Genomic DNA, 25,818 nt, shown 5'->3' with positions numbered 1-25,818 from the left:
CTTTCCAAAGTAAATTTCGTACTCATCTTATCATTGAAAATGATAACTTACAAAGTTACTACAGCTCCATATTCACTGATAGTTCAGATTTCCTGACAGCTGTTCTTATCACCGTGTACGTAAACGCCATATCCCTCCACCTTCCTTCATTTTCCTTTTTTAATTACAAAATCCTCCAAACTTTTTAAAAAAATCAAAAACCCCATTAACAAATTGGTTAATGGGGCTGAATGTTTATTTATATGAACCGAAAATTTCCTTTGCCAATCTACGCCCAGTCGGAGTGGCAGCAAGGCCGCCTTCTGCCGTTTCACGTAGTGCAACTGGCATGGTCAATCCTATTTTATACATGGCATCGATAACTTCGTCACATGGAATGCGGCTCGTAATGCCTGCAAGTGCCATATCAGCTGCCGTTATCGCGTTAGATGCCCCCATTGCGTTGCGTTTCACACAAGGAACTTCAACCAAACCTGCCACTGGATCACAAACCAATCCAAGCATATTTTTCAGTGTAATTGCCATTGCTTCCGCGGCTTGACTTGGTGTACCGCCGGCCAGTTCTACAATCGCAGCTGCCGCCATTCCACTTGCCGAGCCCACTTCTGCTTGGCACCCACCAGCTGCTCCAGAAATGGAAGCGTTGTTTGCTACCACGAATCCGAAGGCAGCGGAGGTGAAAAGAAATTCAATCATCTCTGCCCGGGTCGGGTTTAGTTTTTCTTTCACGGCAAACAACGTACCGGGAACCACGCCCGCAGAACCGGCAGTCGGAGTGGCACAAATCATCCCCATTGCTGCATTCACTTCGTTCGTCGCAACCGCTTTACTGACGGCATCCAATAATAAATTGCCTCCGAGTGCCTTGCCCGTCTTGATATAATTTTGCAAAAGAACGGCATCCCCGCCCGTTAGGCCTGTAACGGATTGCACCCCTTTCAGACCTCTTTCCACCGCTTGTTCCATCACTGTCAAATTCCTGTCCATCTTTTCAATGATCTGTTCTCTCGACAAGCCGGAGAATTCCATTTCTTGTAAAATCATGATTTCCGCGATTTTTACATTTTTACTTTCAGCAAGTTCAACCAACTCTGCTACATTTCGGAACATGTTTTTACCTCCTTATCTATACCAACACTTTTAAAAATTCTCATTCAACCATCCTTATGACTTGCGAAACGTTTTCCAATCCCTCAATTTCTTTCATGATATCGCCCTTGATCTTCTGATCGACTTCAATCACCATGAGGGCCATTTGACCTTTTTCTTTTCGTGAAACTTCCATATGCCCAATGTTAATTTCATGATTCGCCAATACTGTCGAAACCGAAGATATGATTCCAAACACATCGTTGTGTACAACTAAAATGGCTGGGTTTTCACCTGACAATTTAAGCTTGAACGTATTCAACTCCGTTATTTCTATTGTTCCCCCGCCAATGGAGATCCCAACAAGCTCTATTTCTTTATCCTCGTCGAACAGTCTGATCTTGACTGTATTAGGATGATCCATCACCGTATCCTCGATTGTAAAGGTAACTTCCATACCCGCTTCTTCCGCTATCGTCAATGAAGTGGGAATTCGTTCATCATCCGTATCGAAATCCAAAATCCCGCCTACGACAGCAACATCCGTACCATGTCCCCGGTAGGTTTTTGCAAAAGAACCATACAAAGAAATGATGGCTTTCTTCGGTTGTTTTCCAAATAATGTCCGTGCTACTCTGCCGATTCTGGCAGCTCCTGCTGTATGTGAACTAGAAGGTCCAATCATAACAGGACCGATTATATCGAATGCAGATCTGTATTTCATTGTTCAATGCCCCTTTTCTGGCAATAGATTTTTTTAACGGCCATTCATTATGCCGCTTTTTGCTCTTCATTCACCCTTATTTGTGAAACGGTCCTGATCTTATAATTCTTGAACACGATCGAGCCAAGGAAACCAACCGCTGCTCCCACAACTGCACATATTCCAGCTGTGATCGTCACCTTTATAGGGTCATTGAAACCGTACATAACTGCCAACCCTGCAATTGGTGTTGCCGTCCCTGTCGCATTATTCACTAAACCAAACATGGCCACGACCACACCTGCAGCCGCTCCGCCAATGAAATTGGTTGCATAAACAGGAATTGGGTTTGCAGATATGACATCCGCTTGTGTCAAAGGTTCTATCGCAACCGCAATTGTAGTACTTCTATCTCCAAATTTCAAGCGATCGAACAAAACAAAGTTCATGAAAGATGATCCGAATACGGCAAGGGCCCCGATTGCCATAGGAAGTCCCGTCAATCCAAGCATTGCTGTCAAGGCCATCGAGCTTAATGGTGCAGTGGCGACGACGGTGATGACTCCTCCAAGAATGATTCCCATTAAGATTGGATTACTGTTTGCCGTTTCCGTAATGATTCCTCCGATATTCAAAAGCGTTGCATTGACCAAAGGCGTTAAATTCTCACCAATAAACCGAACGAGCGGTGCTGCAATGATGATTGTAACGATTAAATCCAATCCAGCAGGGACTTTTTTCTCGATCACTTTCACAAGGAAAGCAACGAGATATCCTGCGAAAAATCCAGGCAGCAAACCTAAACCAGCACATGAAACACCAAGTAATAGAGCATATACAGGGGAAACCCCTAGTGCTAATGCAACAAGTGAAGCCGCTGCAACGCCTCCCATGCTACCTGCCGCATCCCCTACTTCTCCAAGGAATTTGATATTAAATAAATCCCCTCCGACATACCGCTGAAATGCTTCCACGAGAAAAGCGGCAACCGCTGCATTGGCAAGAGCACCCATTGCTTTCATCCCTTTTGGGGCTTTAAAACTGAATAAAGAAAATAAACCAAGTACCAATAATAATAAGGCCGTTCCTTTTAAGATTTCCATTAACGTCTCTCCTCTTAGTGAATAGCTAGTATACTTTGACTTAATATTTATAGGCGAACTACTAATTCATTTGCGATTTTCCGATTAAAGAACAATCTCATCGGTCCTTTGTTTTCGTTTCATAGTTGGCTGTGTCTCCAATTAGAATTTCCTAAGAAAAATAAGGAATAGAATTAAATGAATTCCTATTATATTAAGATATCTTTATTCCACCTGGAAATGTAAACCCTTTCATTTTATATCTCATATTAACATATATCGGTATGCATACCTATCAAAATTTTTAAATTTTCGAGCGGAAGTAATGTTTGATTTTTCAGTATTTTGAAATAATTAAATCAACTTTTAATAATGAGTTTAACTGCTTGACCCTTTATGAAGAATATTGAAATTGAAAACGTACTGGTTCATTTGGGTTTTCTTCTCTCTGTTTTTCAATGTATTTGGGAAGCTCATCTTGATTTAATCCTAGCTATAAATCAACTCCCAACTTTTTTCTAGTGAGATCACTCGCTGTTTCTGCAACATTTTCCCTTTCTTGCTTGTACACTTAAAAATGCGCGTTTGATAAAATTCCTTCCTTGATATAGGGACCAATCTGGATCTATATGGAGATAAAGAGGAGTGTATTTGGAGAGCTGCGATGTTTTTACCGAACGTTATAAAAGTTTTATTGAAAAATAACTTCATTTGGAAATAAAAAAGACTATAGGCAAACACGACTTTCATCGAGGTTGTCTACAGTCTGTAGTGTAGCTTTCATTCAATATAAGAACCGATCTAACTCGCTTTTTTCACATCCATGGATTCAGCGGCTCCCCAAATTTCGGACGCCCATTCAGGATGATCGATGAATGGATTGCGGTTATTCTGCCAGTCATAAATTACATCATTTCGGTGGCTCTCGAAATCGTCGACTGGATCGAGATCATTCCATTTCAAAAGTGTCGATAGCTTTCCGTGAAGCGGCTTTGGATACGTATTGACTGTATCGGACAATTCCAGATCCAACTCACCGTTTCCTTCATAACGGACGGCCATGTAAAATAGCATCCGGGCTATATCGCCTTTAACATGATCCGGCGGCTCCCATGAATCTGAATCAAACTTACATTCACAGCCACTATATGTTTGACCGCCCTCGTCAAAATCAAGGTGGCCCCGTTTACCATTCACTGTCACATCAGCTGGGCGGAGGTGATGAAGGTCGGTCCCAGGGCCTTTGCTTGTTCCAAAATTACCGTGGGACTTGGCCCAAACATGTTCACGGTTCCATTGTCCGGCATTGCCTCCATTGGCGTTCTTCGAAATAGATTTTCCAGAGTAAAGCAAGATGACATTCTGTTTGTTATCCGGATCTTCATCCGTTTCTTTAAGGGCATTCCACACTTGATCATAAGATAACATCGTATGGCCCTTGATTATCGTGTGCAGAACCGATTTCAATTCCGTTCCGGTTTTTCCTGCCGCCGTTTCATAGTAAGCTTCAAGCGGCTTATCATTCGATACGGTCAGCGTGAAACGGGCAACCACTTCCGATTGCTGGTCCTCGGCCTTTACTGCGACAAGGTATGTTCCAGCTTCATTTGCAGGAAGGGTTAATGTCGGGCCGGTGACATTACCGATCGAGGATGAAAAGGTAAGTTCATCTCCATCCGGATCTGAGAAGTGCTCACTCAAATCGATAGTGACCTTGGAACCGGTTTTCACTTCAAGATTTCCCAGTTTTTTCGTTACAACTGGCGCATGATTTTCTTTAGGGTCGAAAGGAGAAGCAATTGCTTCCCCTTTTGAATCGAAAAACTTGATATTCTTAGTGTCTACACCTTCCGTTACAGACCATTTCTGAACATTTTCAGCGCCCCTGATTTCTTTTACATTGGCGTTATCAATGATGACTTCCTTCACCGCCATGCCTCCAAAATCAATGATTGCGCCTTCCTTATCCGGTTTGACAGCCACAGTTGCATTCTTCAGCCCAAGGCCTTTGAGTACAGCATAGGAACCTTTTAACCAGATACCTTCTTCGATGTTGGATGTTTCGTCAAGATCGATCAAAACACTAGGTGAAGCAATTGTAAGCCTTTTTGTTTTAACGTTTGTTAAGTGATACGTTTTTTCCGGAGCAGCGGGTTCAACTCCCCCTGATTCAGTTAAAGCGGTTTGAATCAATACAGGGTCGTGATCGCTTGCCCTTCCATGCACTTCCATGAAGGATGAGTTAATATGGACAATGTCGACTTTCGTGGCTGCCGCCATATTATTCGATACCAGGATATGGTCCAGTACTTGTGAATTGCCTTGATATGTGTATGAATAACGTTTTTCAAAAGGGACTCTCTCGATCATATTAGTTAAATCTTTACCCTTTAATGTTTTAAGCGGAGCTGAAAATTCATAATCATTAAAATCTCCAAGTAAGACGATATTCGCCTTGGCATCCTGTGACTTGATATCACTGACGAACCGATTGACGATGGAGGCAATTTGAAGCCTTTGCGTCTCACTTGAAAGGAAAGGAGGTTGGTTTCTCCCGAATAGTGGCTGATCGCCGCCCTTCGAATTAAAATGATTGGCCACCACCACTACATTTTCCCCTTTAAATTCGAATTGAGCGGCCAAAGGCTTCCGACTCGAAGTGAAGGCAGGATCTGTAGGCTCGATTCGTCCAGGATTCAATGTAAGTTTTCCATCTTTGAAGGCAACGGATTGAGTCGCCGTTCCTTTCGTTCCCTCCGTTAATTTGACACGGTCGACATTGTATAAAAAGCCTACACGGATATTCCCGCCAGGTGCCCCGCCATCACGTTTATCTTCTGGAGCGATATCGATGAATTGATATTGCGGGCCGCCCAACTCTTTTATTTTGTCGGTCAATTTCTTGGCACTTTGAGCAGAATCCGTTGTCCCGCTATCTGTTGCACCATCATTATCTTGCATTTCCGTTACGCCGATGATATCGGGTTGTTTAAGATTAGTAATGATGGATGTTGCGATCGTTTCAACTTTCGAGTTAGCGGTTTGAGTGGAGAAATTCTCGATATTATAGGAAGCGATCGATAGTTTATCGGAATCCTTCTCTAGGGAAGTCACTTCCCGAACCGTTCCGCCATCCTTTAGCGCCGGCAGCTTATTTTTATCCGTCAATACCCTATAGTTGCTATATCCATAACTTATGACACCCGTAACCGAGCCTTCAAAAGAATCACCAGTTTTCGCCACAAATGATTCATCATCCATATCGAGGGTTATTCTTTCAGGATTGAAATCCGTTTCCGTTATTTTGACACCTCTAACTGCAGTGCTCGTTTCCATATTCCCTGGGATCACGACCAATTCACCATAGTCTTGAGGAGCGACCACTTTCGGGTTATATACTTGCACGAGCATTCCTTCCAAACTCTCATAGAAATCAATGCCATCTTCAGTCGGATTGAAGTCTGTCAATCTATCATCATCGATGTTCTCAGACGGCGGAATGACATCTTCTCCAATGATGATCGGTTCTGGTATCGCTACAGTGCCAAGCTTTTCAATAGTCGTATTAGTCAATTCAGTTGTTGGCAGATCCGTCGTTTTCATTTCAGCGTATCCTTCGACATACCACTCAACGACTTTACCGGCCACTTTGACATGATCTCCCGCTTTTAGGCCATGCGCTTTGTTGTACACAAGTATTCCCTCTGAAGTCGTTAAGTCCTTATCTGGATTCAGATCTTGCATGTAAAAGTTATTCGCATCTTTTACATAAGTGACGACACCTTCCACACCTGAGACGAGCTGATTCTCATATGATGAAAAATGATTCATTCCCTGGATGTCACGAATCTTCAAATCATTGGTTTTGATAACGGTATAGGCAAAAGTGAACACTTCCGATGTCTTGTCGTTGACAGCGATTGCCTTGATGACAGTATCTTTCGTTAAAATGATAGGTTCTGTATACAATGCACTTGAAGACGTCGGAGTGGATCCATCCAGCGTATAATGGATCTTCGCTTCTTCCCAACCCGAATCAAGTGATACTTTTGTATTTTCACTTACCATACCAGGGAAAATATCCGTGTAAACTGCTGGCTTGTTCACCAGTTCATAATCTTCAAGACCACGTGGCTTCAGTTGATACGTGTCATTGAATTGCGATGATATTCCGGTTACGGAAATGACATCCCCTTCTTTAAAGCTCTTCAGGAAATCTTCATAATTCGAACCGTTCCGGTTATCATGGCGAACGATAACAGAGTTCCCTTTAGTGTCTGCCGCCTTGAATTCGAATGTTCCATATGTTCCCGATGCGGCCAATTCTGTAATGGTCGCTTTTTCAATGGTGACCAGCTCACCTTGTGTTTCCCCATTGACGCCAGCCGCGTCAATTTTTTGGATTTCAGGAAGTTCATTCCCAGAAGAAACGACTTTAAGGGAAGTTGGTTGAATTTGTAATTCCTTATTATAAGCGGATACTTGTCCGATTAAACGAACCTTATCCCCTTGCTTTACATCCGCAGGCCATGAAGAACCATATACATATAGCCCAGCCGTTTCATCTTGAATATAAAAGCCTTTTCCTCCCCAATATCCAAGCCCTGTGGTGACCACCCCATCAACCTGCACAACATCTTCCGTATTCGTGCGGGCCTCGGCGATGGATTCCAGAACCTTCACATCAGGCTGTTCAGGAGGTGTTCCCCCATCAGTGATGATTGTGTAATCCGTTGCTGATTTCAGACCTGGTACTGAAAAATATTTTTCCAGCTTCCCCGTAATCGTCACCTGTGCTTTAAGTAAATCCGGATGTTCGACTAGATTCAAAGCCGTTCGGATATTTCCGGCTGGAAGCTGAACAGGCATGATTTTCTTTACATCCTTTTCATCCGGACTATCTGCAATACCTATATTCGTACCTTCAGTAAAAGGCGATGTATGTTGATAGCTTGTACCGCTTTTAGCTGTACCGACGATGTATCCCTTCACCGTTGCCGTTCCGCTGTTATTATTAATCGCTTCCGTTACCGTTATTGTCCCTTCCGCTTTTGCAGCGGCTGCATATGGCAAAACCGTTGATAGCACGATCAATATGGCAAAGAAAAGCTTGCTTATCCCATTCTTCTTCAAGATCTCAACCCCTCCAACTTTTTACGTAGGTGCAGCAATCATTTGAATACCGCTTAAAAAATGGTTTCACCTTTCACCGTGACACCGTTAATACTCACGGTTTTACCGTTAAGCCCCGATAAATTCAAATTGCCTTCGACTGTAACATTTGAAAAGGTAAAGCTATCTGATGGAGTTCCTGTTAATGTAAGATTCCCTTTAACCACTGCATTTTCTAATGAAGCGATATCCGTGATATCCACAACTACATTACCTTCATGGTTTTTTGGCGCATCAGCCGTTCCGCCAAAGTCTTTAGCCAATACCAAAGTCGGGTCTGTAGAGTTTCCGGCCACATCTTTGATGCGTCCTTCAATGCTTGGATCGACAGTTTTCAGCCCGCTTACATAATCCCGTAGATTCTCCCAATCAGCGAGTCCGATATCCGTCACTCTTCCTTCTTCATAAGCCTTCTTGAAAACGGAGAATCCATCCCCGCCCTTAGCTGTAAATGCATTGGTCGCCACGACATATTCCTTCGTTGCATCCAATTCGGAATATGTTCCATCTTGTCCCAGGACTTCAACCTTTGTCACACGATTGCCTGGTTCCTTCGAACTGTCGTAGCTGAATTTCATCCCTGATACATGCAGGAAGCCTCCATTTTCCTTAGGAGCAAGGCTTACACTATGCTCTAATGCTTCATTGATTTCTGCACCCGTAAGCTTCATCGTCGCCAGCGTATTCCCAAACGGTAAAACGGTCAGGATTTCCCCTAAAGTGATCTCACCTTGGTCGATGCCAGCGCGGATGCCCCCGCCATTTTGGAAAGCAATGACCGCATCCTTATTAAATTCTTTTGCTTTACTAAGCATTCCGTCCGTAATTAAATTACCCAATTCCGTTTCATTTTTACGAACACTCGGCTTCGTTGCATCTCCTGCATCGCGCGGGGTTTCCAATGCCTTCACAGCTGATGCACCAGTCTTCGTTTCCTTCAGCTCCTTAATCTTCGAGGAGTATGTTTCGAGAACTTTTGCCGCTTCGGCATCATCCTGTTTTTCAGAAAGCTTAATCAGCTGTCCGGCTTGTCCGACAATCTTGCCTTCCTTATCGAAATTCACATCGATCGTTCCTAAATAGTCGCTATATTGATACCCTTGAACGATGACAGTCGGCTCTTTCGTTTTCCCTTTATCATCCTTGTCAATAACAACGGGAGCGTCTAACTGCGTATGGCTATGTCCTCCCACAATCACATCGATGCCCTTGACCTTGGCAGCTAATGTTAAATCATTGTCATAAGCTGGATTGTCATCGTAACCAATATGGGATACGGCAACTATCTTATTAACCCCCATGCCTTTGAACGCCTTGACCGCTTTTTCGGCTTCTTTAAGATAGTTTTCAAATTCTATACTTCCAGGACTTGAGATATCTTTCGTTTCTTCAGTTGTAAGCCCGAAGAAACCTACCTTTTGACCATCCACTTGTTTTACGATTCCATTGTATATCTTCCCTTGCTCCGGCTTACTTGAAATCAAGTCCGAGAATAGTCCCTTAAATTTATCATCTTTGGAGAAGTCCACATTCGAACTGACAAATGGGAACTGTGCCCCTTTAATGAAGTCTGCCAAAGCTTGATGCCCCTCAGCGCTTGATCCCAAATCAAACTCATGATTCCCGAATGTCATGACGTCGTATTTCATTAAATTCATGAAGCGAAGATCCGCTTGCCCTTTGAATTCATTAAAATAGAGTGTTCCCGAGAATACGTCACCAGCATCAACCAAAAGAGCTTGCGGCTTACTCTTACGCACTTCTTTAACAGCTGTCACCCTTTTGGCCACATTGTCCAAGTGGGCATGCGTGTCATTCGTATGCATCAAGGAAAGCGTGATTGCCTTCGCTGGATTTTTCAAAGCTTCTTCAGCAGCGGCAACTTTCTGATCCGCCAATGCTATTTTAGCTTGAAAATCCTTACGGTCAGACTCCTTGATTCCATTTAAATTGATGGCAGCTTTCGCTTTTTTAGCTGCGTTTATCTGTTCTTTCGTTTTAAGTTCCCCATTGGCAAGAGCTACATAGGCATTGACCCGTTTTGCCACTTCTTTTTTCTTTTCTGCATATACCGCATCATCATACTTGCCTTTCACTTCTTTCACATAAGCATGTATGGCTTTTCCGAGTTTGGATGTTTTGCTGACCTTTTTCAACTGCGAAGAAACGGTATTCATCCGCTTGTCTGCGGTTTTTAAATCACCTTTCGTCACCCAGTAAGCAACTTTTTCATAGTAGTACGGCACTTTCAGGTCACCGTTCAAAGCTGTTTTGGTCGATTTAGTGAATTTATCGTATAAAAGCTTTTCGATTTTCGCACCGTAAACCGTATCTTTAATGGCTTTGTCTGTCTTTTTCACAGCTTTATCCAATGCATTGTATTGATCCCTGATATCATTTGATTTCTTGGCAATGATTGAAAGGGTAAGGGCGTTAATCGATTTATCATTGGCAGCCTTTGCTTTTTCTGCTGCTTTATACCCTTTTATATATCCCTCTGAACGAGTGATGTACTTATCATAAGCTTCGATTTCTTTGTATTTGGCATCTTTTTCTTTTTTGCTTAACATTGATTTTTTAATGGTAGAGTTGATGTCTTTTTTTGCTTGTTTTGCTGACTTGATTTGTCTCTCAACAGTGGACACGGAAGCGAGTTTAGAAGAGTAGAAATAGGTGTCGAATGGTTTTTTGATAGTGGCCTTTGCCGTTTTGATTTTACTATTCAGGCTAGTGGCAGCATCTGATGGTGCAGGTGCTACTGCTACGATCGTTGTCGCAGCCATTATGGTAGCTGTTGCAATTTTTACGATTTTCTTTTTCCCCATTATAGTTTAGCCCCCCATATGTTCTATACTGATATAACATATTGCTAACATACCCATAGAGTTGACATACTTTTCAAAAAATTGAATCTAGATAAATTTAATTACTTATACACAAATCCCCCTACTTTTTTCCTCTAAAGATCCGTGTATATCCTATATTACAACAAAAAAATCCAATTTTAAAACAAATTTACAATCTAAAATGAAATTTTAACAGAATATTATCATTATAATCACCCCAAAATACCCATTACCTTAAAGATGATATACCAATAAAATTATTCAGTAGTAAAATAGCATCACTCCTTATTAAAACCACCTTTGGTCTTTATACCTAAATTTACAATTGACCAAAAAAGGAGAGTATCACTTTGTCCGTTTTCTTTCACTTTGTTCTTTTATAGCTCTGGTTATTTGCAGTAGTATTATTTGATCGTTAAACCGTCTTTTCTAAAGGAAAAGTAGATATCATAATCAAAACCAAAAGCTGACTTATATTACCCAAGCAGCTTTCAGTTTTTTTATGCCCTCTTGTATGTTGTCTTCAGAAACACCTGCGAATCCAATTAAGACTGTGGTTGTCGGAGGTTGTCTTTTATAAAAAAGAGAGGCAGGATAAATTTTCACGCCATGCTCTTTTGCTTTCTCAATGAGCTCTTTTTCACTAAATGGTGAGTAAACGTCAAGCAAGATATGCAGCCCCGAGTTTCCTCCCCGAATCTTCACTTGTCCTCCTAATTCGCTTTGTAGGGTCTCTAATAAAATGGCTCTTTTTTTTTGGTACAGCTTTCTCATTCGGTTGATGTGTTTTTGCCATTCGCCCTTTTTTATAAATTCAGCAAGCGTCAGTTGATTGTGAGAGGACACCGTTTGCTTATATAAGGAAGTGATTTCACTGCCTTTTTCTAAAAGAGGTAACGGAAGAATCATATAGCTGATACGCATTGAAGGGAGAAGAGATTTAGAGAAAGTGCCCATATAAATGACACGGTCATGCTGGTCAAGACCTTGCAAGGAGGGGATCGGCTGTCCGCTGTATCTGAATTCGCCGTCATAATCGTCCTCGATGACAAATGATTGATTTTCTGCCGCCCATTTAAGCAGCTGCATTCTTCTGTTAATCGTCATAATTGTTCCGAGTGGAAATTGATGAGATGGCGTTACATACACAAGGCTCGGCTTCTCTTTTCGGATTTCTTGGATACAGATTCCTTCATCATCGACTGGTATGGGAAGAATCTTCATATGATTGACTTCAAAAATCTTTCTCGTTCTCGGAAAACCCGGATCTTCATACCCTATGGAAATATTCGGGCCGAAGACTTGGCACAAGATCTGCATCAGAACAGGGTTCCCAGCCCCTAAGATGACCTGTTCAGGTTGACAATTGACGCCGCGCGATTGATACAAGTATTCTGCAATGAGTGTTCTCAGCTCAAGTTCTCCTAAAACATTCCCTGGCCGATAAAGCTGTTGACCATATTGATCTAAACTACTGACCATGCTTTTTCGCCAAGCGGAAAAAGGGAAGTGGGCAGAATCCACATTGCCATAATGAAAATCAATCGATTGTTCATTCTCTTCTGTTTTTGGATTAATGGATGAGGTGCTTGGCATTTTAACAAGAATAAAATCAGAATCATTATAATCAGCAAACCAGCCGCTTCTCGGCTTGCTCAAAATGTAGCCTTCAGCAGCAAGCTGTTCGTAAGCCCGTTCTACAGTCGTTTGGCTAATTGAAAGCTGAGTGGCGAGCAACCTTTTTGAAGGGAGTTTCATTCCTTTTTGAATACGGCCCTCATGCATATTTTTTTTGAAGAGCTGATAGAGCTGTTGATAAAGTGGAATGTCTAGATTTCGATTTAAAAAAAACGTGATATCCATTTATATGATTCCTCCAAACTGGCATGGTTTTATTTAAGGAAACTGGCTGTTTATTAAAGGTCAATGTAAGTTTATAGTCATTGTAATCCATTATGAAAGGGTTAATAAGAGGAGCTAGATAAAAAATTGATTTAGTCATTTAAAGTAGTTTAATCAAGAAGAAACATGATTTGGAGTGATTGTAATGAACAAAGCAGCAAATGGTTGGATGAATGGTTTTCTTGGCGTACTGATTTTTAGCGGCTCGCTACCTGCGACACGATTGGCTGTAGCGGATTTCGATCCGTTATTCCTCACCGTCTGCCGCGCTGCGATAGCTGGCGTATTGGCTGGCGCTCTCCTTTTCATCTTCCGGCAGCAACGTCCTGTCAGAAGCGATATCGTTCCTTTATTGGTGGTAGCATTTGGCGTGGTTGTTGGTTTCCCGCTGCTGACAGCCTTGGCCCTGCAATATGTCACGTCTGCTCATGCCATTATCTTCATTGGGCTTCTTCCGCTCTCGACGGCGATCTTTGGGGTACTTCGGGGGGGTGAACGGCCTCGACCCTCCTTCTGGATCTTTTCAGCTGCAGGCAGCTTCCTGGTCGCAGGTTTTGCCCTAATCCAAAATGGGGAATCATCGCCGATCGGTGACGCATTCATGCTGGCTTCCATCATCGTATGTGGTCTCGGTTATGCAGAAGGAGCTCGGCTCTCACGCAAGCTTGGGAATTGGCAGGTGATCTCTTGGGCTCTCGTTCTATCGCTTCCCCTTATGCTGCCACTCTCGTTCTATTATACGCCGGACTCGTGGGCGAACATCGGTGATCCTGCTCTCTTCAGCCTTGCTTATGTGTCTTTATTCAGCATGCTCATCGGCTTCGTGTTCTGGTACCGCGGTCTCGCCCAGGGCGGTATTGCAGCGGTTGGACAGCTACAGCTTCTTCAACCTTTTTTTGGGCTGCTCCTTGCTGCTATGATTCTAAATGAGAAAGTCAGTCCGGCACTCGTAGCTGTGAATATTGCCGTTGTACTATGCGTGGCAGCCGCCCGGCGATTCGCAAGGTAACACATGGCCCATTTTAAAAACGAGCGGAACAGAATCCTTGCTCCGGCTCGTTTATCATTTTGCAGTGTCCGTATTTTTCATAGATTCAAAGAATATTGACCCTCTGAGCTTGACCTCACGTTTAAAATGATTTTCATCCGTGACCAAGCGTTAAATAGTCAAGTTCCCTTCGAATACTGTCACGGCATGGCCAGAAAGTTTAACTGTGTCCTCCGCTACTTCAACCTTGACTAGCCCTCCTCTTTCCGATGCCTGATAGGCAATACAGATATTTTTATCCAGCTTGCTTTCCCAATATGGCCCCAGACAACAATGGGCAGAGCCCGTAACATAATCTTCGTCAAGGCCTTGGGCAGGGGAAAAGAAACGAGAGACGAAATCATATTCATTGAGATTCGATCGACTCGTTACAATGACACCCCGAGTCGGTAATTGGGCAATCAAATCGATATCTGGTTTTAAGTTCCTTACGATTTCCTCTGATTGAACTTCGACTAGATAATCCCATTTGTTTTGACCAACATACGTAGGCACAACGCCCAAAGCCTTTATCAGTAAATCCGGGGCAGCGGTCTTCTGCTCCATTAATGACGGAAATTCCAATTGAACCATCCCATCCATGAATTTGGCAGTGAGAAGCCCGCTTTTTGTCTGATAGACAATTGCTTCATTCCTTGGTACGTATCCTTTCTCCCACAAAAAGAAAGAGCTTGCCAACGTCCCATGTCCACAAATCGGGATTTCAATCGAAGGTGTGAACCAACGCAGCTGCCATTCATCATTATGAAGATGAATAAACGCCGTAACAGGTAAATTAACCTCTTTAGCTATTCGTTGCATCCACTCACTGTCCTTTCCCCCGCTAAGAAGACAGACAGCAGCAGGGTTCCCTTTAAAAGGTTGATCTGTAAACGTATTAATAATCGTTAATTCCATGAAAAAATGCCTCCTTAAATAGTATTGCCCGTCATGCATTTCCACAAAAAGCAAACTGTTAGTTATAATTATATTAAATCACATTTGGAATAGTTTGCCTATTGGAGTCAGCAACCTTAGCCGAAGTTACTCTATGTATTAACACTTTTCTCTCTTTTTTTAGTTTGAAACCTTACAGTTATAGATTAAGATGAAATTATACAATTTTTTCAAGAAAACGAAACATGCTATTACTTAAGGCATTCATAATAATAGGATGTAAACCAAAAAAGAAGTTATGATACATAAGAAATAGATAATAAGGAAAAGCTGCATATCGCTTTGTTAGATGAAAATGCAGAAACTGAAAAAATCTAGTTTTGTTAGTAAAGGGAGAAATTCAAAATGGAAATTTACGCAGTTAACATTGAGGGTATTAATGAATTTAATTTTGAATACACAACATATAATCACATTTTATCAAAACCAACCATAAGGAAAGCAAAAAATTTTAAACACTATAAAGATAGTGTTAGAACTGTAGTCGGTGAATTATTAATTCACTATATCTATCTCCAGAACCAGAAAGAGGCTTCCATCCCCCTTGTGATACTGCGAAATGAATATGGCAAACCATATTGTAACGAAGCAGCTTTCCATTTTAACGTCTCACACTCTGGCAGTTGGGTTGTTTGCATTGTCGATACTAAACGAGTGGGTATAGATATTGAACTAATGACAGATATAGACTATGAAGCTTTAATTTCATTTTTTCACTCTTTTGAAAGTCGAGAAATGACGGAAACAACTAGTAAAAAGGATTATTTTTACAAACTCTGGACAATAAAAGAAAGTGTCATAAAAAATATTGGAAAAGGTTTAAGTATTCCATTAAACAGCTTTTACGCCCGTCAAAACCAACAAGTAACGTCGATCCATTTTGAAGAAAGCACATTGAATGACACCAGATTTCATGTGAAAATGTTTGATTTTCAAGAAAATTATAAGCTAGCAGCTTGTGCCCTTCATGATAAATTTCCTGAATCTATTAGTTTCTTAGATGCATCTAAAATTTTTTCTTTTCTCATGCAAGACAGTAGACTTCCAAAATAATTAAATATCTTACAATGTAAGCCGACTACATAACGAGCCTGCATTGTTTGTTCATTCAACATTAACAATAAAAAAACACATGACTGTGGTATTTTAACTCCTCAGTCATGTTCTGCATAAAACCTTATTATGATGATTACGTGTCTTTCTTACATACATTATTTTTTAGGAAGAAAAGAATAAACATTTGTATCATATACTTCACCATTTTGATACATATAGTTTTTTAGGACTCCTTCTTGTTGAAATCCCATTTTCTTAAGTAAATTGTTTGACGGTACATTTTCAATAAAAACTACAGCACCAATTCTCGTTAATCCTAGAGTTTCCGAGCCGTATAAAAGAATTTTCGAGACTGCTTCAGTCATATATCCCTTTTTCCAATGGTCAGGATGAATTTCGTAACCTATTTCCGCCCGTTTATGTTTAGGAGACCAAGCATTAAATCCAATTGTTCCTATTAACCCTTTTTCTCCTTTTCTTTCGATCCCCCACCTTATTCCTCTTTTTTCCTTTAAACTTTTAGAAAAAAAATCTACAAATCCGCTAGCTTGTTCGACGCTCTCTAATTTGTCTTGACCATAAAAACGTATGAGGTTAGCGTTAGAAAAACAAGAAAAAATGGCATCTGCATCCTCATGAGTTATTTCTCTCAAAATGAGTCTGTCTGTTTCTAAATTAGGAAACATTTAATATTCCTCCTATGAATTCATATATGACAAAGCACTAGATAAATATTTCAATTTGCAGGTTCTTAATTTTTACTTTATCTGCGAAAAGTGTCACCAAAATAGGGGGCTACCTTCATAATTCATTGCCCTCTTACCCTAGTTTTTTTACCAAATTGGATATAAATGGCACTTTCACAATATCAAGTTTGCAGAACTTTTACAAGAATTCTTTGCGGATAAAAAAATTAAATGGAAGAGAGACAGATAAGAATAGCAGTTTCTCTGATGATAAAAAGAGGAATACCCGGAATTTTGTAAATATCACCAAGTTGAATGATACCCGCCACCATCGTTCCATGACCCTCTTAATGATTTTAAATGTCGCTTCCGCAACAGCGTTATCATAAGGGCAACCTTTCATACTTAGTGAACGACCAATCTCAAATATGGTTAACGTTTCGTCCGTAGTAATGGATGCGAATGACAGCGACCACTTAAAAATAATATCAAACGAATGGGGCAAGGATATATGAATTACTCGATGACGACGGTGAAAAAATAGGGGGCGGTCTTCATGTTTTTAGTTTAGGTGAAATAAAAGAAGTTCAAGAAATTGACTACCTGAGTGAACATGGAGTTGGCCATTTATACTGCTGAAAAATACTTTCACCAGGTAAAATAAATAATAAGAGCGATTGCTAATTAAATGCAGTCGCTCTTTTTTCAAAGCATTTTAATTCGTCAATGTTAATAGTTTTGCGGAAGTATAATTATATTTCTCAATCGAAAAATCAAAAACGACTCCTGCTTTTAAAAATACCGTATTTTCAACAACTAAAGTCGGATCTCCTGGTTGCAAGTCCAAAAGCTTTGCATCATCATCATTTAGTTTCTCACACGAAATGATTTTATCTGCAAAACCAATATTTAACTTCAAATCCTCGACTATATATTCATAAATGGAACCATTTGCGATTTCTTTATTTATGATGGGGATGATGTCTTTATTGAAAAAGGACTCTTCTATTACAATGGGTACACCATTTAAGCATCTAACCCGTTTGAGGTTATAGATTTTGGTTTTCAGATTACATTTCATTTTTTCGGCCAATTTTTCATCAGCTTCTATTAAATCTAACTTCAACACTTCACTTGTCATTTCATCCTTTTCAAACTGTTTCGTTAAGCCATTCATATTCTTCATCGAAATACAGCCAGGTCGGGAAAATTCCCTTAGGAATATGCCGCTTCCTTGAACTTGATAAATATAACCCTGTTCAGCCAATATATTGATTGCTTTTCTTATGGTATTCCTGCTGACATCGAACTTCTTCATCAACTCTTCTTCAGTAGGTAACTTAGTATTTAATGTACATGTTCCTTCTAATATTTCTTTCTCCATTTGTTCTACGACCATTCTATACTTTACACCCATATTTCCCTATACCTTCCTCTATACATAATGATTTCGAACAATAAATTAGACTAAATGTTAGGTTTTCTTTACAATAGTTTATTTTATAACGATTGTAAAGAAACCTCAGTTTCTTTTGGAACAGGCATGTTCAATCCTTAAGCCGTTCCTTATTTCAAACCAAAAAAAGAGACATCAAATCGTTTAACGATAGGATGTCTCCAAATCTATTGAGTATCATAGTTATTTATAATCTTGGCGAGGAACCGCATTCCCTTTCAGGCCCCAAGTTAATTTGTTCAGCATTTTACCCTTGAAGTGAGATTTACTTATTTGTAATGCCTCTGCACCCTTTTACTTTTTCCAGAACGGAACACTACCACACTCGTGAACAAAGGATACAGTACGTACCCCAGATAAACACCCATCATATTCAGTATCAGGTCATCGATATCCAAACTTCCGCGCCGAAAAACGAGCTGACAGATTTCAATACCTGAGATCGTTATGAATGGATAAAGAAATTTCCTTAAAGCAGATGGCTCTTTCCCATCCCTGGACAACAAATACAGCCCGAATGGAATGAACAGACCCACATTGGCGCTAAGGTTATAAAATGACACAAGCCCGTTCATTTCGTTCGATAAATAAGAAAGTATCGTAGAAAAAGGAATCAAATTATACGAATATACCTGCCCTTCTGGTCGAAAGAACAGCAACACCAGTAATGATAAACTGTAGCAAATCAAGGCTGCCTGCCACAAAAGGCGCGGAATCATCACCGTTTCACCTCGAAAATAAAGAACCGCAAACGAAACGATAAGAAGTATACAAAACCAAACAACCATGATCACCAAAGGATTCAAATATAATAGAAGCTGAAGGAAAAGAGGTAAACCGCACAAAAATAGGGCTTGCGACAGCAAAAGGGAAAGCATGGCGGATTTTCGAGACATGTAACTCCCCCTTCTATTTCTCTCCAAATCAATGCATATCATTATATCCTAGGACATCTTTAACAGGCCGTCAACAAACTACATACACCTGTCATTTTGAAAACTGCCGGTATGTTCGTCAAGGGGAAGTTCTTTCGAATAAATCAACCGAAACGAAGGATAATTCGTCCTTCATCCGGATAATTCGTCCGTTGTGTTTGATAATTCGACCTTCATCCGGCAGAACAAAAAAAGCCGGTTCCTCACTTTCCAGGAATCCGGCTTTTTTGTTTATTGATGTTCATTTTATAGTGCACGGTATTTTTTTAAACTTATAATATTGATGGTTATAAAAACGACGGAAAATGCCAGGAGTATGAGTAAATCCATTAAAACCTCATTGAAAGTGAAACCTTTGTACATAATCCCGTTCATGGCATCCGATGCGTAATAGAGCGGCATGACCTTGCCGATTTTTTGCAGCCAGTCTGCCATGCCATCCAATGGGAAAATCCCTGTGAAGAAGACTTGCGGCACGATGACCAACGGAATGAATTGTACCATTTGGAATTCAGATGTTGCGAAACTCGATAGTAATGTACCAAGCGATAATGCAACAAGCGCGACGAGTATATTCGTTAATAAAACGAGCCAAATGGAGCCAACAAGGACGATATCCAACACATTTACAGCATATAGTACGACAATTAAGGTTTGAACAAGCGCAAATATGCCATATCCGATTACATACCCCGCTACGATTTCGTATCGTTTAATCGGTGTAGCAAGCAACCGTTCCAACGTACCACTTGTTCGCTCCTTCAAAAGTGCAATCCCTGCTATTAAAAATACAAAGAAGAACACGAAAAAGCTGACGAGCATTGGACTGAACGTATCAAAACCCTTTGTTTTGGCATCCCCGTATACATATTGCTTCTCAATTGAGGGTGTATTTTTTCCATTCCCTTGCAGCCCTTGCATCATTTGCATTTGAACGGCCTTTGCACGGTTCGGTTCGTCGTTCAATAGTGTCAGTTTTATCTTGCCATTTTCAACCTGCAGCCAGCCATCTGTATCATTTTCAATCATTTTCCCCTGTGAAAATTCCTCAGCAGCCGTTACTTGAAAATCCGCTTGTTTCAATGCTTTAACTATAGCTCCATTACTGCCTGTAACAACGATTTTCAAATCACTCGCTTCTGTATCGAAAATAAAATACATGAGCGTTAAAATGAGCAATGGAGCGAAGAAAAATAAAGCGAGCGTCCTTCGATCCCGGCGCATCTGCTGTGTAATCCGCGTAACAAGAGAGGCAATTCTCATTTTAGGCCACCTCCAATCCTTAAAAAAACATCATCAAGCGTTTCCGCTGCATATTGTGTTTTTAAAGCCGCCGGGGTTCCTGATGCGATGATTTCACCCTCACGCAGCATCGCCAGTTTATCGCATCGTTCCGCCTCATCCATCACATGCGTCGTGATGATGATCGTCTTATGATCTTCATTTCTTAAACGCTCAAGTTCTCGCCAAATGGATCGTTTCAGCAAAGGGTCCATTCCCACTGTCGGTTCATCCAAAATGAGAATCTCCGGATTTTGGATGAGTGCAACCGCCAGTGACAGACGGCGTTTCATCCCCCCGGAATAATACGCAACCCGAACGTTCAAGTCACTCGTCAACTGTACGATTTCAGCTGCATATTGAATCCGTTCCCTTCGTTCCTTTTTCGAAAAACGGTATAGCTTCGCAAAAAACTCGAGGTTTTCAGCCCCCGTCAGATCTGTATATAAAGCATCGGATTGTGCCATATAGCCGACATCCATTAACAGTGCTTCATTTGGCACTTCATGATCCAGAACCGTGACTTTACCAGCATCGGGCTTAATCAATCCGACAATCATTTTAATCAAGGTCGTCTTTCCGCATCCGGATGGACCTAACAAGCCAAAAATTCCACTTTTTTCAATATTCAGGTTCAATGGCTGAATGACCTTTTTATGATGAAAACCCTTAGCAATTCCTTCAATAGAAATCGCATTTTTCATTGTACACACATCCTCCCTCTTTAATTAACACGGTGTTGAGTGTATCATCATTCTAAGGTAGCTTTTAGTCTAATACAATCAACACATTTCGAAAAATGTTTAGTGAGGAGACATTCAATGGCGGAATTTCATGAGGATATGGTACAGAAGAAGAAAAAGCAGATACAACATCATTTTATTGCACTCGTTGAAACAGAGGGGTTCCCACATGTCTCAGTGAAGAAAATTGCAGAGCGCGCCAACATTAATCGGGGCACATTCTATTTGCATTACACAGATAAATATGAATTGATGGATCACTTACAGCAGGAATTGTTAAATGAACTTCAAACTCGAATTACTGCCATTTTGCCGAAAGAGGCTTTTTTGGCCCTCCATCAACAACAACTTTACCCGCCTTTCGTAGCAATTTTTCAATTCATCAGTGAACATGCGCACGCATTAAGGGCCATTCTTGGAGATAAGGGAGATCCTTCTTTTGCAAAAAAAATAAAGCTTGTGTTCGGTGAAGTACTATTGGAGCGTTTGATCAGCCAGCATCCAGCAGCTAAAGATGAAGCATTCCGCATGTATATGCACGCCTTCATGACATCTGCGATTTTAGGCGTTATACAGGAGTGGCTGGAGAATTGCGAAGAGCAAACGGCGGAAGAAATGGCGAAAATTCATTTTCAAATCCTGAACTTCATCAGCCAATTACGGACATTCATTCAATGAATTTTTATAAAGGCATGTTCCATTTACATGCCTTTAGGATAATAAAATGGGATAATCCCCCTTTAAACTTACATCTTTTCCCCCGCTTTGACCTCTCCCCTTCCAACCTGATAATACCTGCTCTTCGAGGCCTTCATACTAAGCATGGACAATAAAATGGATATAGCAAACATGATCATTGAACCTGAAATCACCACGAACCGAATCGAAATGAAATGAACTGAAACACCAACAATTGCGGTAGTGATGATGATCAATAAAGCTTCTAACAAGCCAAAAACACTTCCGACCCTGCCCATGATTTCCACGGGAATATTATTTTGATAAAAGGTTTGAAAGCCTGTGTTGGCAAACGCCAATGAGAGGGCAATGATGAAAAAACCGATGGCGGCCATTGAAAAGGAATTCGAAAAGGCATAGGCCATATAACCTATCGAGACAAACAAAGATCCAAGACCAATCACTTTACTGATGAATACGGCATTGACTATAGCACCCGCAATGATACCTGCTCCGGCGATGCTTACAAGGAATCCGTAATCGCTGTCCGACAAAAGGAGTATGGCCTTGGCAAACGCTGCTTCTTGGGAATCGATGGCCGTTTCCATCACCACCATGCAGCTGAATAAGAAATAAATAAGCATAATTTTCAAAACAAAAAACTCATTCAAAATTAAATGAGTTTGAAAGCAAAACAAGATAGGAATTTTTCGCTCAGCGTTCCCGAATAAGACACAGGAATGACATAATTGAATACCGTTAAATGAATGTTTGGATTCAGTTGATTTACTTTAGGGAAAACAATTTTAAAAACGGATTCTTTTTCTTATCCGTTATCCTTAACTCATTCATTATGATTTGGTCCTCATGATCGGCTATCCATTTCCTTAGTGCATCTTTATCCTGGCATTGTGTTAAATATGTCTGGCCACCCTTGCCTGTAGCGTTAATAACATATCTATTGAACGTCTTCTCCATAATTGCCCGCCTTTTTTATAAAATGTCTGAAACCTTTAAATACGAATGCAATGACTTTTTCTTTATGCTTTTCAAAAGAAAAATAATTTATATATATTAATAACATTGATTGGCAATGACCTGTTCAGCTAGAAAGTGTTGAATCAAGTACACCGAAACTGTTATCATAATCGGATTAATCGAACCTATCATAATGTGCTAACTAATATTTGTCAATACGTTTTATCAATGTAAATAAAACGTAAATTTTCAGTTTTATTAAAGAAATATTTTTTTACAATTTAGGGGTTTACAACTGCTAAATGTTGGGAGTAGAATACGTTTATCAATTTAATACATTTCGGCCAAAACTCAAAGGAATTGAGTACGGAGGACCCAATCATTTGGGGTTAATTCTGCCATGCAGAAGGGATGAGATCAGCTCTTTCGCCATCCTACCCGCCAGCTAACTTCGTCGGCTAAAGCGAAGGAGGTCATAAGACCGCCTATTTCGGGAGCTTTTTTTTGCACGCTTTTTGTGACAAAATAGCTGTTCGATGATTACGCAGGTCTTTTTATTATGCTAAAAAAGGATTTGATAAAAGGATTGATGGTTAAGATATTCATACAGTTTTACACATGTCATTTTTAGGTAGGGATGATCAATTGATAAAAGCAAAAAATTTATTGGATCCGCCAAAAATCCTTGTACTCGGCTTTGCCACCCTGATACTTATTGGGGCCTATTTGCTGACCCTGCCGATTTCCACTGAAAATGGGAACGGCCTTGCTTTTCTGGATGCTTTATTCACCTCAACCTCCGCTACATGTGTAACAGGACTAGTCGTAGTGGATACGGGAACGACCTTCACCACTTTTGGTGAATTGGTCATCTTAACACTGATTCAGATAGGCGGCTTAGGATTCATGTCATTTGCGACGTTTTTCTTTTTCCTTTTAGGCAAAAGGATTTCTTTAAAAGGCAGGTTACTCTTGCAGGAGTCCTTAAATAATCTTTCCATGGCAGGTATAGTCAAGTTAGTAAAACGGCTTTTAATTTTCACGGCCATCATTGAAGGCTTGGGTGCCCTTATCTTATCGATTCGCTTTTCTTTTGACATGCCAATCGGCAAAGCGATCTATTACGGGGTTTTTCATTCCATATCGAATTTCAATAATGCCGGTTTTGATTTAATGGGAGAATTCAAGAGTTTGACCCCTTATGTATCGGATCCATTCGTAACCCTTACGGTCGCCTTCCTGATCACGTTTGGCGGAATAGGTTTTATCGTGATGAATGAACTATACGAATATCGTGATACCCATCGTTTATCTTTACATACGAAGGTTGTTCTGATGACTAGCCTGACACTTACAATCGCCGGCGCAATTTTAATCTTTTTATTCGAGTTCGGTAATGCCAAGACATTGCAGCCTTTATCTTTCATGGGTAAAACGTTATCGTCTCTATTTCAATCGGTTTCACCAAGGACGGCCGGCTCCAATACGCTGAATATCCCTGATTTGACTCAACCCACAATACTGCTCATCATTTTCTTGATGTTCGTTGGGGCTTCACCCGGATCGACTGGCGGCGGGATTAAAACAACCACATTTGCGACGCTTATCGGAACGGTCTGGTCACAGATTAAAGGAAAGGGTGATGTGGTATTATTCCGGCACCGCATTGTGAGTGAAACGATCTTTAAAGCATTATCCGTTACATTCATTGGCGTATTCATGGTTTCAATCATCTCCATTCTGCTGACCATCACTGAAAGCGGAAGTGACTTCTTGATGATTTTATTTGAAGCCACTTCAGCATTTGCCACCGTGGGACTTTCAATGGGTTTGACCCCCGAATTATCACCGGTTGGCCGGATGCTCATCATTTTCACAATGTTTGCAGGCCGTGTGGGTCCTTTGACTTTGGCCTTTGCCATCGCTATGAGGCGCAAACCAGATCCGTTCCGACGTCCAAAAGGGAAAATCATGATTGGTTAAACATAAATGAAGGAGTGTAAAAGATGGGAAAAAGACAATATGCCGTGATTGGTTTAGGCAGATTCGGAACCAGTGTGGCCCATAGATTATATTCGGCTGGCCAAGAGGTATTGGGTATTGATATCAGCGGGGAAAGAGTCGAGAATGCGGAACTGAGCGTTACCCATGCAGTCATTGCGGATACGACTGAAGAAGAGACATTGAAATCCATTGGAATCCGCAACTTCGATTGTGTCATCGTAGCCATCGGAATTGATATGCAATCAAGCATTTTAACTACCTTGCTTTTAAAAGAGCTTGGGGTCAAAAAGGTGATTGCCAAGGCCCTTAATAAAAATCACGGTCAGGTGCTCAAAAAAGTTGGTGCCGACTGGGTCATCTATCCTGAGAGGGATATGGGGGAACGGGTCGCGAACCAGCTTCTGTCCCCTAACATGCTGAACTATATTGAACTCTCTAAAGAATACAATATCGAGGAAATCATAGTCCCCATGAGCATGAAGGGAAAAAGCCTCAGGGAGCTGGATTTACGCGCAAAATATAATATCAGCGTCATTGCCATCGTGAGTAATGGGGAAATTATCATAGCACCATCACCCGATCAGGATATCCATGAAAAAGATATGCTTTTAGTAGTTGGCAATAAAGAAGATCTAGCCGTCTTTGCAAATATTGAATAATGGATCCCCTTCTCGTTTCCGGTTCTGGCTGTATGAAGATGAACTAAAATCAGCCGATTAAGAATGATTCATCATAGGACTTCGTGTCATATATATCGATTCCTATAAATTCCCTGCAGTCAGGATCTGAAAAGAGAAACACTATTTTCTTGGCATCAGGATGAGTAACTGACCGTTTTACAAGTACATCATTCAATCTTAAGGAATAATAGCTTTCACCATCAGCTGTAATTCCTATTGTGAATGTAGGCATCTCATCAGCCAGACCTTTAATTTTCAAGGCTGTTTTACCTTCCAATTCAATTCCTATGATTGGAATGCCTTTGCCGAAATCCAGAATGATATCCTCGTTAAGCGGGAGCTCGTCCGTTTTTGTAATGGTGTGCTTCAATGGTTCGGCTAAATAGATATAGCCCATACCCGCATCATCATCAAATGTCATATGCCTTTCCATAGTTCCACCTCCCTTTTCTGTAGCGGTTTCATTTTTATGTTTACCCATTCAAGAAGGCCGCTTTATGGCGGTCTTCTTGAATGGATTTTATACTTTTTTCACTAAAACGA

20 protein-coding genes and 1 riboswitch are annotated in these 25,818 nt (G+C 40.9%); of the genes, 5 read left to right on the top strand and 15 right to left on the bottom strand.

What is annotated here, in order from left to right; genetic code table 11:
* Nucleotides 1–234 precede the first annotated feature (234 nt).
* The 6 genes from sdaAA to pdxR all read right to left on the bottom strand — a co-directional run bounded on the left by sdaAA (nt 235) and on the right by pdxR (nt 12,755).
* Nucleotides 235–1,110, bottom strand: a complete 876-nt coding sequence (sdaAA, locus tag ACFX4X_RS16990) for an L-serine ammonia-lyase, iron-sulfur-dependent, subunit alpha (RefSeq protein WP_089362772.1) — start codon at nt 1,108–1,110, stop codon at nt 235–237.
* Between the two features lie 40 nt (nt 1,111–1,150).
* Nucleotides 1,151–1,813, bottom strand: a complete 663-nt coding sequence (gene sdaAB / locus ACFX4X_RS16985) for an L-serine ammonia-lyase, iron-sulfur-dependent subunit beta (protein WP_061465145.1) — start codon at nt 1,811–1,813, stop codon at nt 1,151–1,153.
* Between the two features lie 47 nt (nt 1,814–1,860).
* The gene (locus tag ACFX4X_RS16980; RefSeq protein WP_061465147.1) at nt 1,861–2,895 is read right to left on the bottom strand and encodes a PTS sugar transporter subunit IIC; all 1,035 of its coding nucleotides are present in this window, start codon (nt 2,893–2,895) and stop codon (nt 1,861–1,863) included.
* A 780-nt stretch (nt 2,896–3,675) separates the two neighbouring features.
* Nucleotides 3,676–8,007, bottom strand: coding sequence for an endonuclease (locus tag ACFX4X_RS16975; protein ID WP_377384906.1), 4,332 nt, complete (start codon nt 8,005–8,007; stop codon nt 3,676–3,678).
* Between the two features lie 53 nt (nt 8,008–8,060).
* Entirely contained in the window at nt 8,061–10,871 is a 2,811-nt protein-coding gene (locus ACFX4X_RS16970) for a bifunctional metallophosphatase/5'-nucleotidase (RefSeq protein WP_377384904.1), read from the bottom strand.
* A gap of 492 nt (nt 10,872–11,363) precedes the next feature.
* Complete coding sequence (gene pdxR / locus ACFX4X_RS16965) at nt 11,364–12,755, bottom strand: MocR-like pyridoxine biosynthesis transcription factor PdxR (protein WP_377384902.1); 1,392 nt, start codon at nt 12,753–12,755, stop codon at nt 11,364–11,366.
* Nucleotides 12,756–12,939: 184 nt separating this feature from the next.
* Between pdxR and ACFX4X_RS16960 the strand changes: the two genes are divergently transcribed.
* Nucleotides 12,940–13,803, top strand: coding sequence for a DMT family transporter (locus tag ACFX4X_RS16960; protein WP_377384900.1), 864 nt, complete (start codon nt 12,940–12,942; stop codon nt 13,801–13,803).
* A 150-nt stretch (nt 13,804–13,953) separates the two neighbouring features.
* Here ACFX4X_RS16960 and ACFX4X_RS16955 read toward each other — a convergent pair whose 3' ends face one another.
* The gene (locus ACFX4X_RS16955; RefSeq protein WP_284469520.1) at nt 13,954–14,739 is read right to left on the bottom strand and encodes a PhzF family phenazine biosynthesis protein; all 786 of its coding nucleotides are present in this window, start codon (nt 14,737–14,739) and stop codon (nt 13,954–13,956) included.
* Between the two features lie 384 nt (nt 14,740–15,123).
* Between ACFX4X_RS16955 and ACFX4X_RS16950 the strand changes: the two genes are divergently transcribed.
* Complete coding sequence (locus ACFX4X_RS16950; RefSeq protein ID WP_377384898.1) at nt 15,124–15,831, top strand: 4'-phosphopantetheinyl transferase family protein; 708 nt, start codon at nt 15,124–15,126, stop codon at nt 15,829–15,831.
* A gap of 158 nt (nt 15,832–15,989) precedes the next feature.
* On the opposite strand, the gene ACFX4X_RS16945 is transcribed toward ACFX4X_RS16950, so the two are convergent.
* The 5 genes from ACFX4X_RS16945 to ACFX4X_RS16925 form a co-directional block, all read right to left on the bottom strand.
* The gene (locus ACFX4X_RS16945; RefSeq protein ID WP_377384896.1) at nt 15,990–16,520 is read right to left on the bottom strand and encodes a GNAT family N-acetyltransferase; all 531 of its coding nucleotides are present in this window, start codon (nt 16,518–16,520) and stop codon (nt 15,990–15,992) included.
* Nucleotides 16,521–17,235: 715 nt separating this feature from the next.
* Entirely contained in the window at nt 17,236–17,937 is a 702-nt protein-coding gene (locus tag ACFX4X_RS16940; protein WP_377384894.1) for a GntR family transcriptional regulator, read from the bottom strand.
* A 308-nt stretch (nt 17,938–18,245) separates the two neighbouring features.
* Nucleotides 18,246–18,872: a VanZ family protein gene (locus tag ACFX4X_RS16935; RefSeq protein WP_377384892.1), complete on the bottom strand. Its 627-nt coding sequence runs from the start codon at nt 18,870–18,872 to the stop codon at nt 18,246–18,248.
* Between the two features lie 285 nt (nt 18,873–19,157).
* Nucleotides 19,158–20,174, bottom strand: a complete 1,017-nt coding sequence (locus ACFX4X_RS16930) for an ABC transporter permease (protein ID WP_377384890.1) — start codon at nt 20,172–20,174, stop codon at nt 19,158–19,160.
* A complete protein-coding gene (locus tag ACFX4X_RS16925) occupies nt 20,171–20,896 on the bottom strand; it encodes an ABC transporter ATP-binding protein (RefSeq protein ID WP_377384888.1) in 726 nt (241 codons plus the stop codon). Before ACFX4X_RS16925 ends, ACFX4X_RS16930 begins: the two co-directional genes overlap by 4 nt.
* A gap of 117 nt (nt 20,897–21,013) precedes the next feature.
* Here ACFX4X_RS16925 and ACFX4X_RS16920 point away from each other — a divergent pair, with 117 nt between their 5' ends.
* Entirely contained in the window at nt 21,014–21,613 is a 600-nt protein-coding gene (locus ACFX4X_RS16920) for a TetR/AcrR family transcriptional regulator (protein WP_377384886.1), read from the top strand.
* Between the two features lie 68 nt (nt 21,614–21,681).
* Here ACFX4X_RS16920 and ACFX4X_RS16915 read toward each other — a convergent pair whose 3' ends face one another.
* Complete coding sequence (locus tag ACFX4X_RS16915) at nt 21,682–22,266, bottom strand: MFS transporter (RefSeq protein WP_377384884.1); 585 nt, start codon at nt 22,264–22,266, stop codon at nt 21,682–21,684.
* A 133-nt stretch (nt 22,267–22,399) separates the two neighbouring features.
* Entirely contained in the window at nt 22,400–22,591 is a 192-nt protein-coding gene (locus ACFX4X_RS16910) for a hypothetical protein (RefSeq protein ID WP_061465172.1), read from the bottom strand.
* 332 nt (nt 22,592–22,923) lie between these two features.
* Nucleotides 22,924–23,066: riboswitch (cyclic di-AMP (ydaO/yuaA leader) on the top strand.
* Nucleotides 23,067–23,236: 170 nt separating this feature from the next.
* On the opposite strand from ACFX4X_RS16910, the gene ACFX4X_RS16905 reads away from it, so the two are divergent.
* Both ACFX4X_RS16905 and ACFX4X_RS16900 read left to right on the top strand, forming a co-directional pair.
* A complete protein-coding gene (locus tag ACFX4X_RS16905; protein WP_377384882.1) occupies nt 23,237–24,574 on the top strand; it encodes a TrkH family potassium uptake protein in 1,338 nt (445 codons plus the stop codon).
* Between the two features lie 23 nt (nt 24,575–24,597).
* Nucleotides 24,598–25,254: a potassium channel family protein gene (locus tag ACFX4X_RS16900; protein WP_125161204.1), complete on the top strand. Its 657-nt coding sequence runs from the start codon at nt 24,598–24,600 to the stop codon at nt 25,252–25,254.
* Between the two features lie 49 nt (nt 25,255–25,303).
* Here the strand turns inward: ACFX4X_RS16900 and ACFX4X_RS16895 are convergent, their stop codons facing one another.
* A complete protein-coding gene (locus tag ACFX4X_RS16895) occupies nt 25,304–25,708 on the bottom strand; it encodes a DUF2283 domain-containing protein (RefSeq protein WP_284469510.1) in 405 nt (134 codons plus the stop codon).
* Between the last annotated feature and the right edge of the window lie 110 nt (nt 25,709–25,818).

The sequence above is a fragment of the Peribacillus sp. YIM B13481 genome (assembly GCF_042787985.1).
Classification (GTDB): Bacteria; Bacillota; Bacilli; order Bacillales; family DSM-1321; genus Peribacillus; species Peribacillus simplex_A.
The sequence above is the reverse complement of the archived record's forward strand: the minus strand, read 5'-3'. Positions and strand labels throughout refer to the sequence as shown.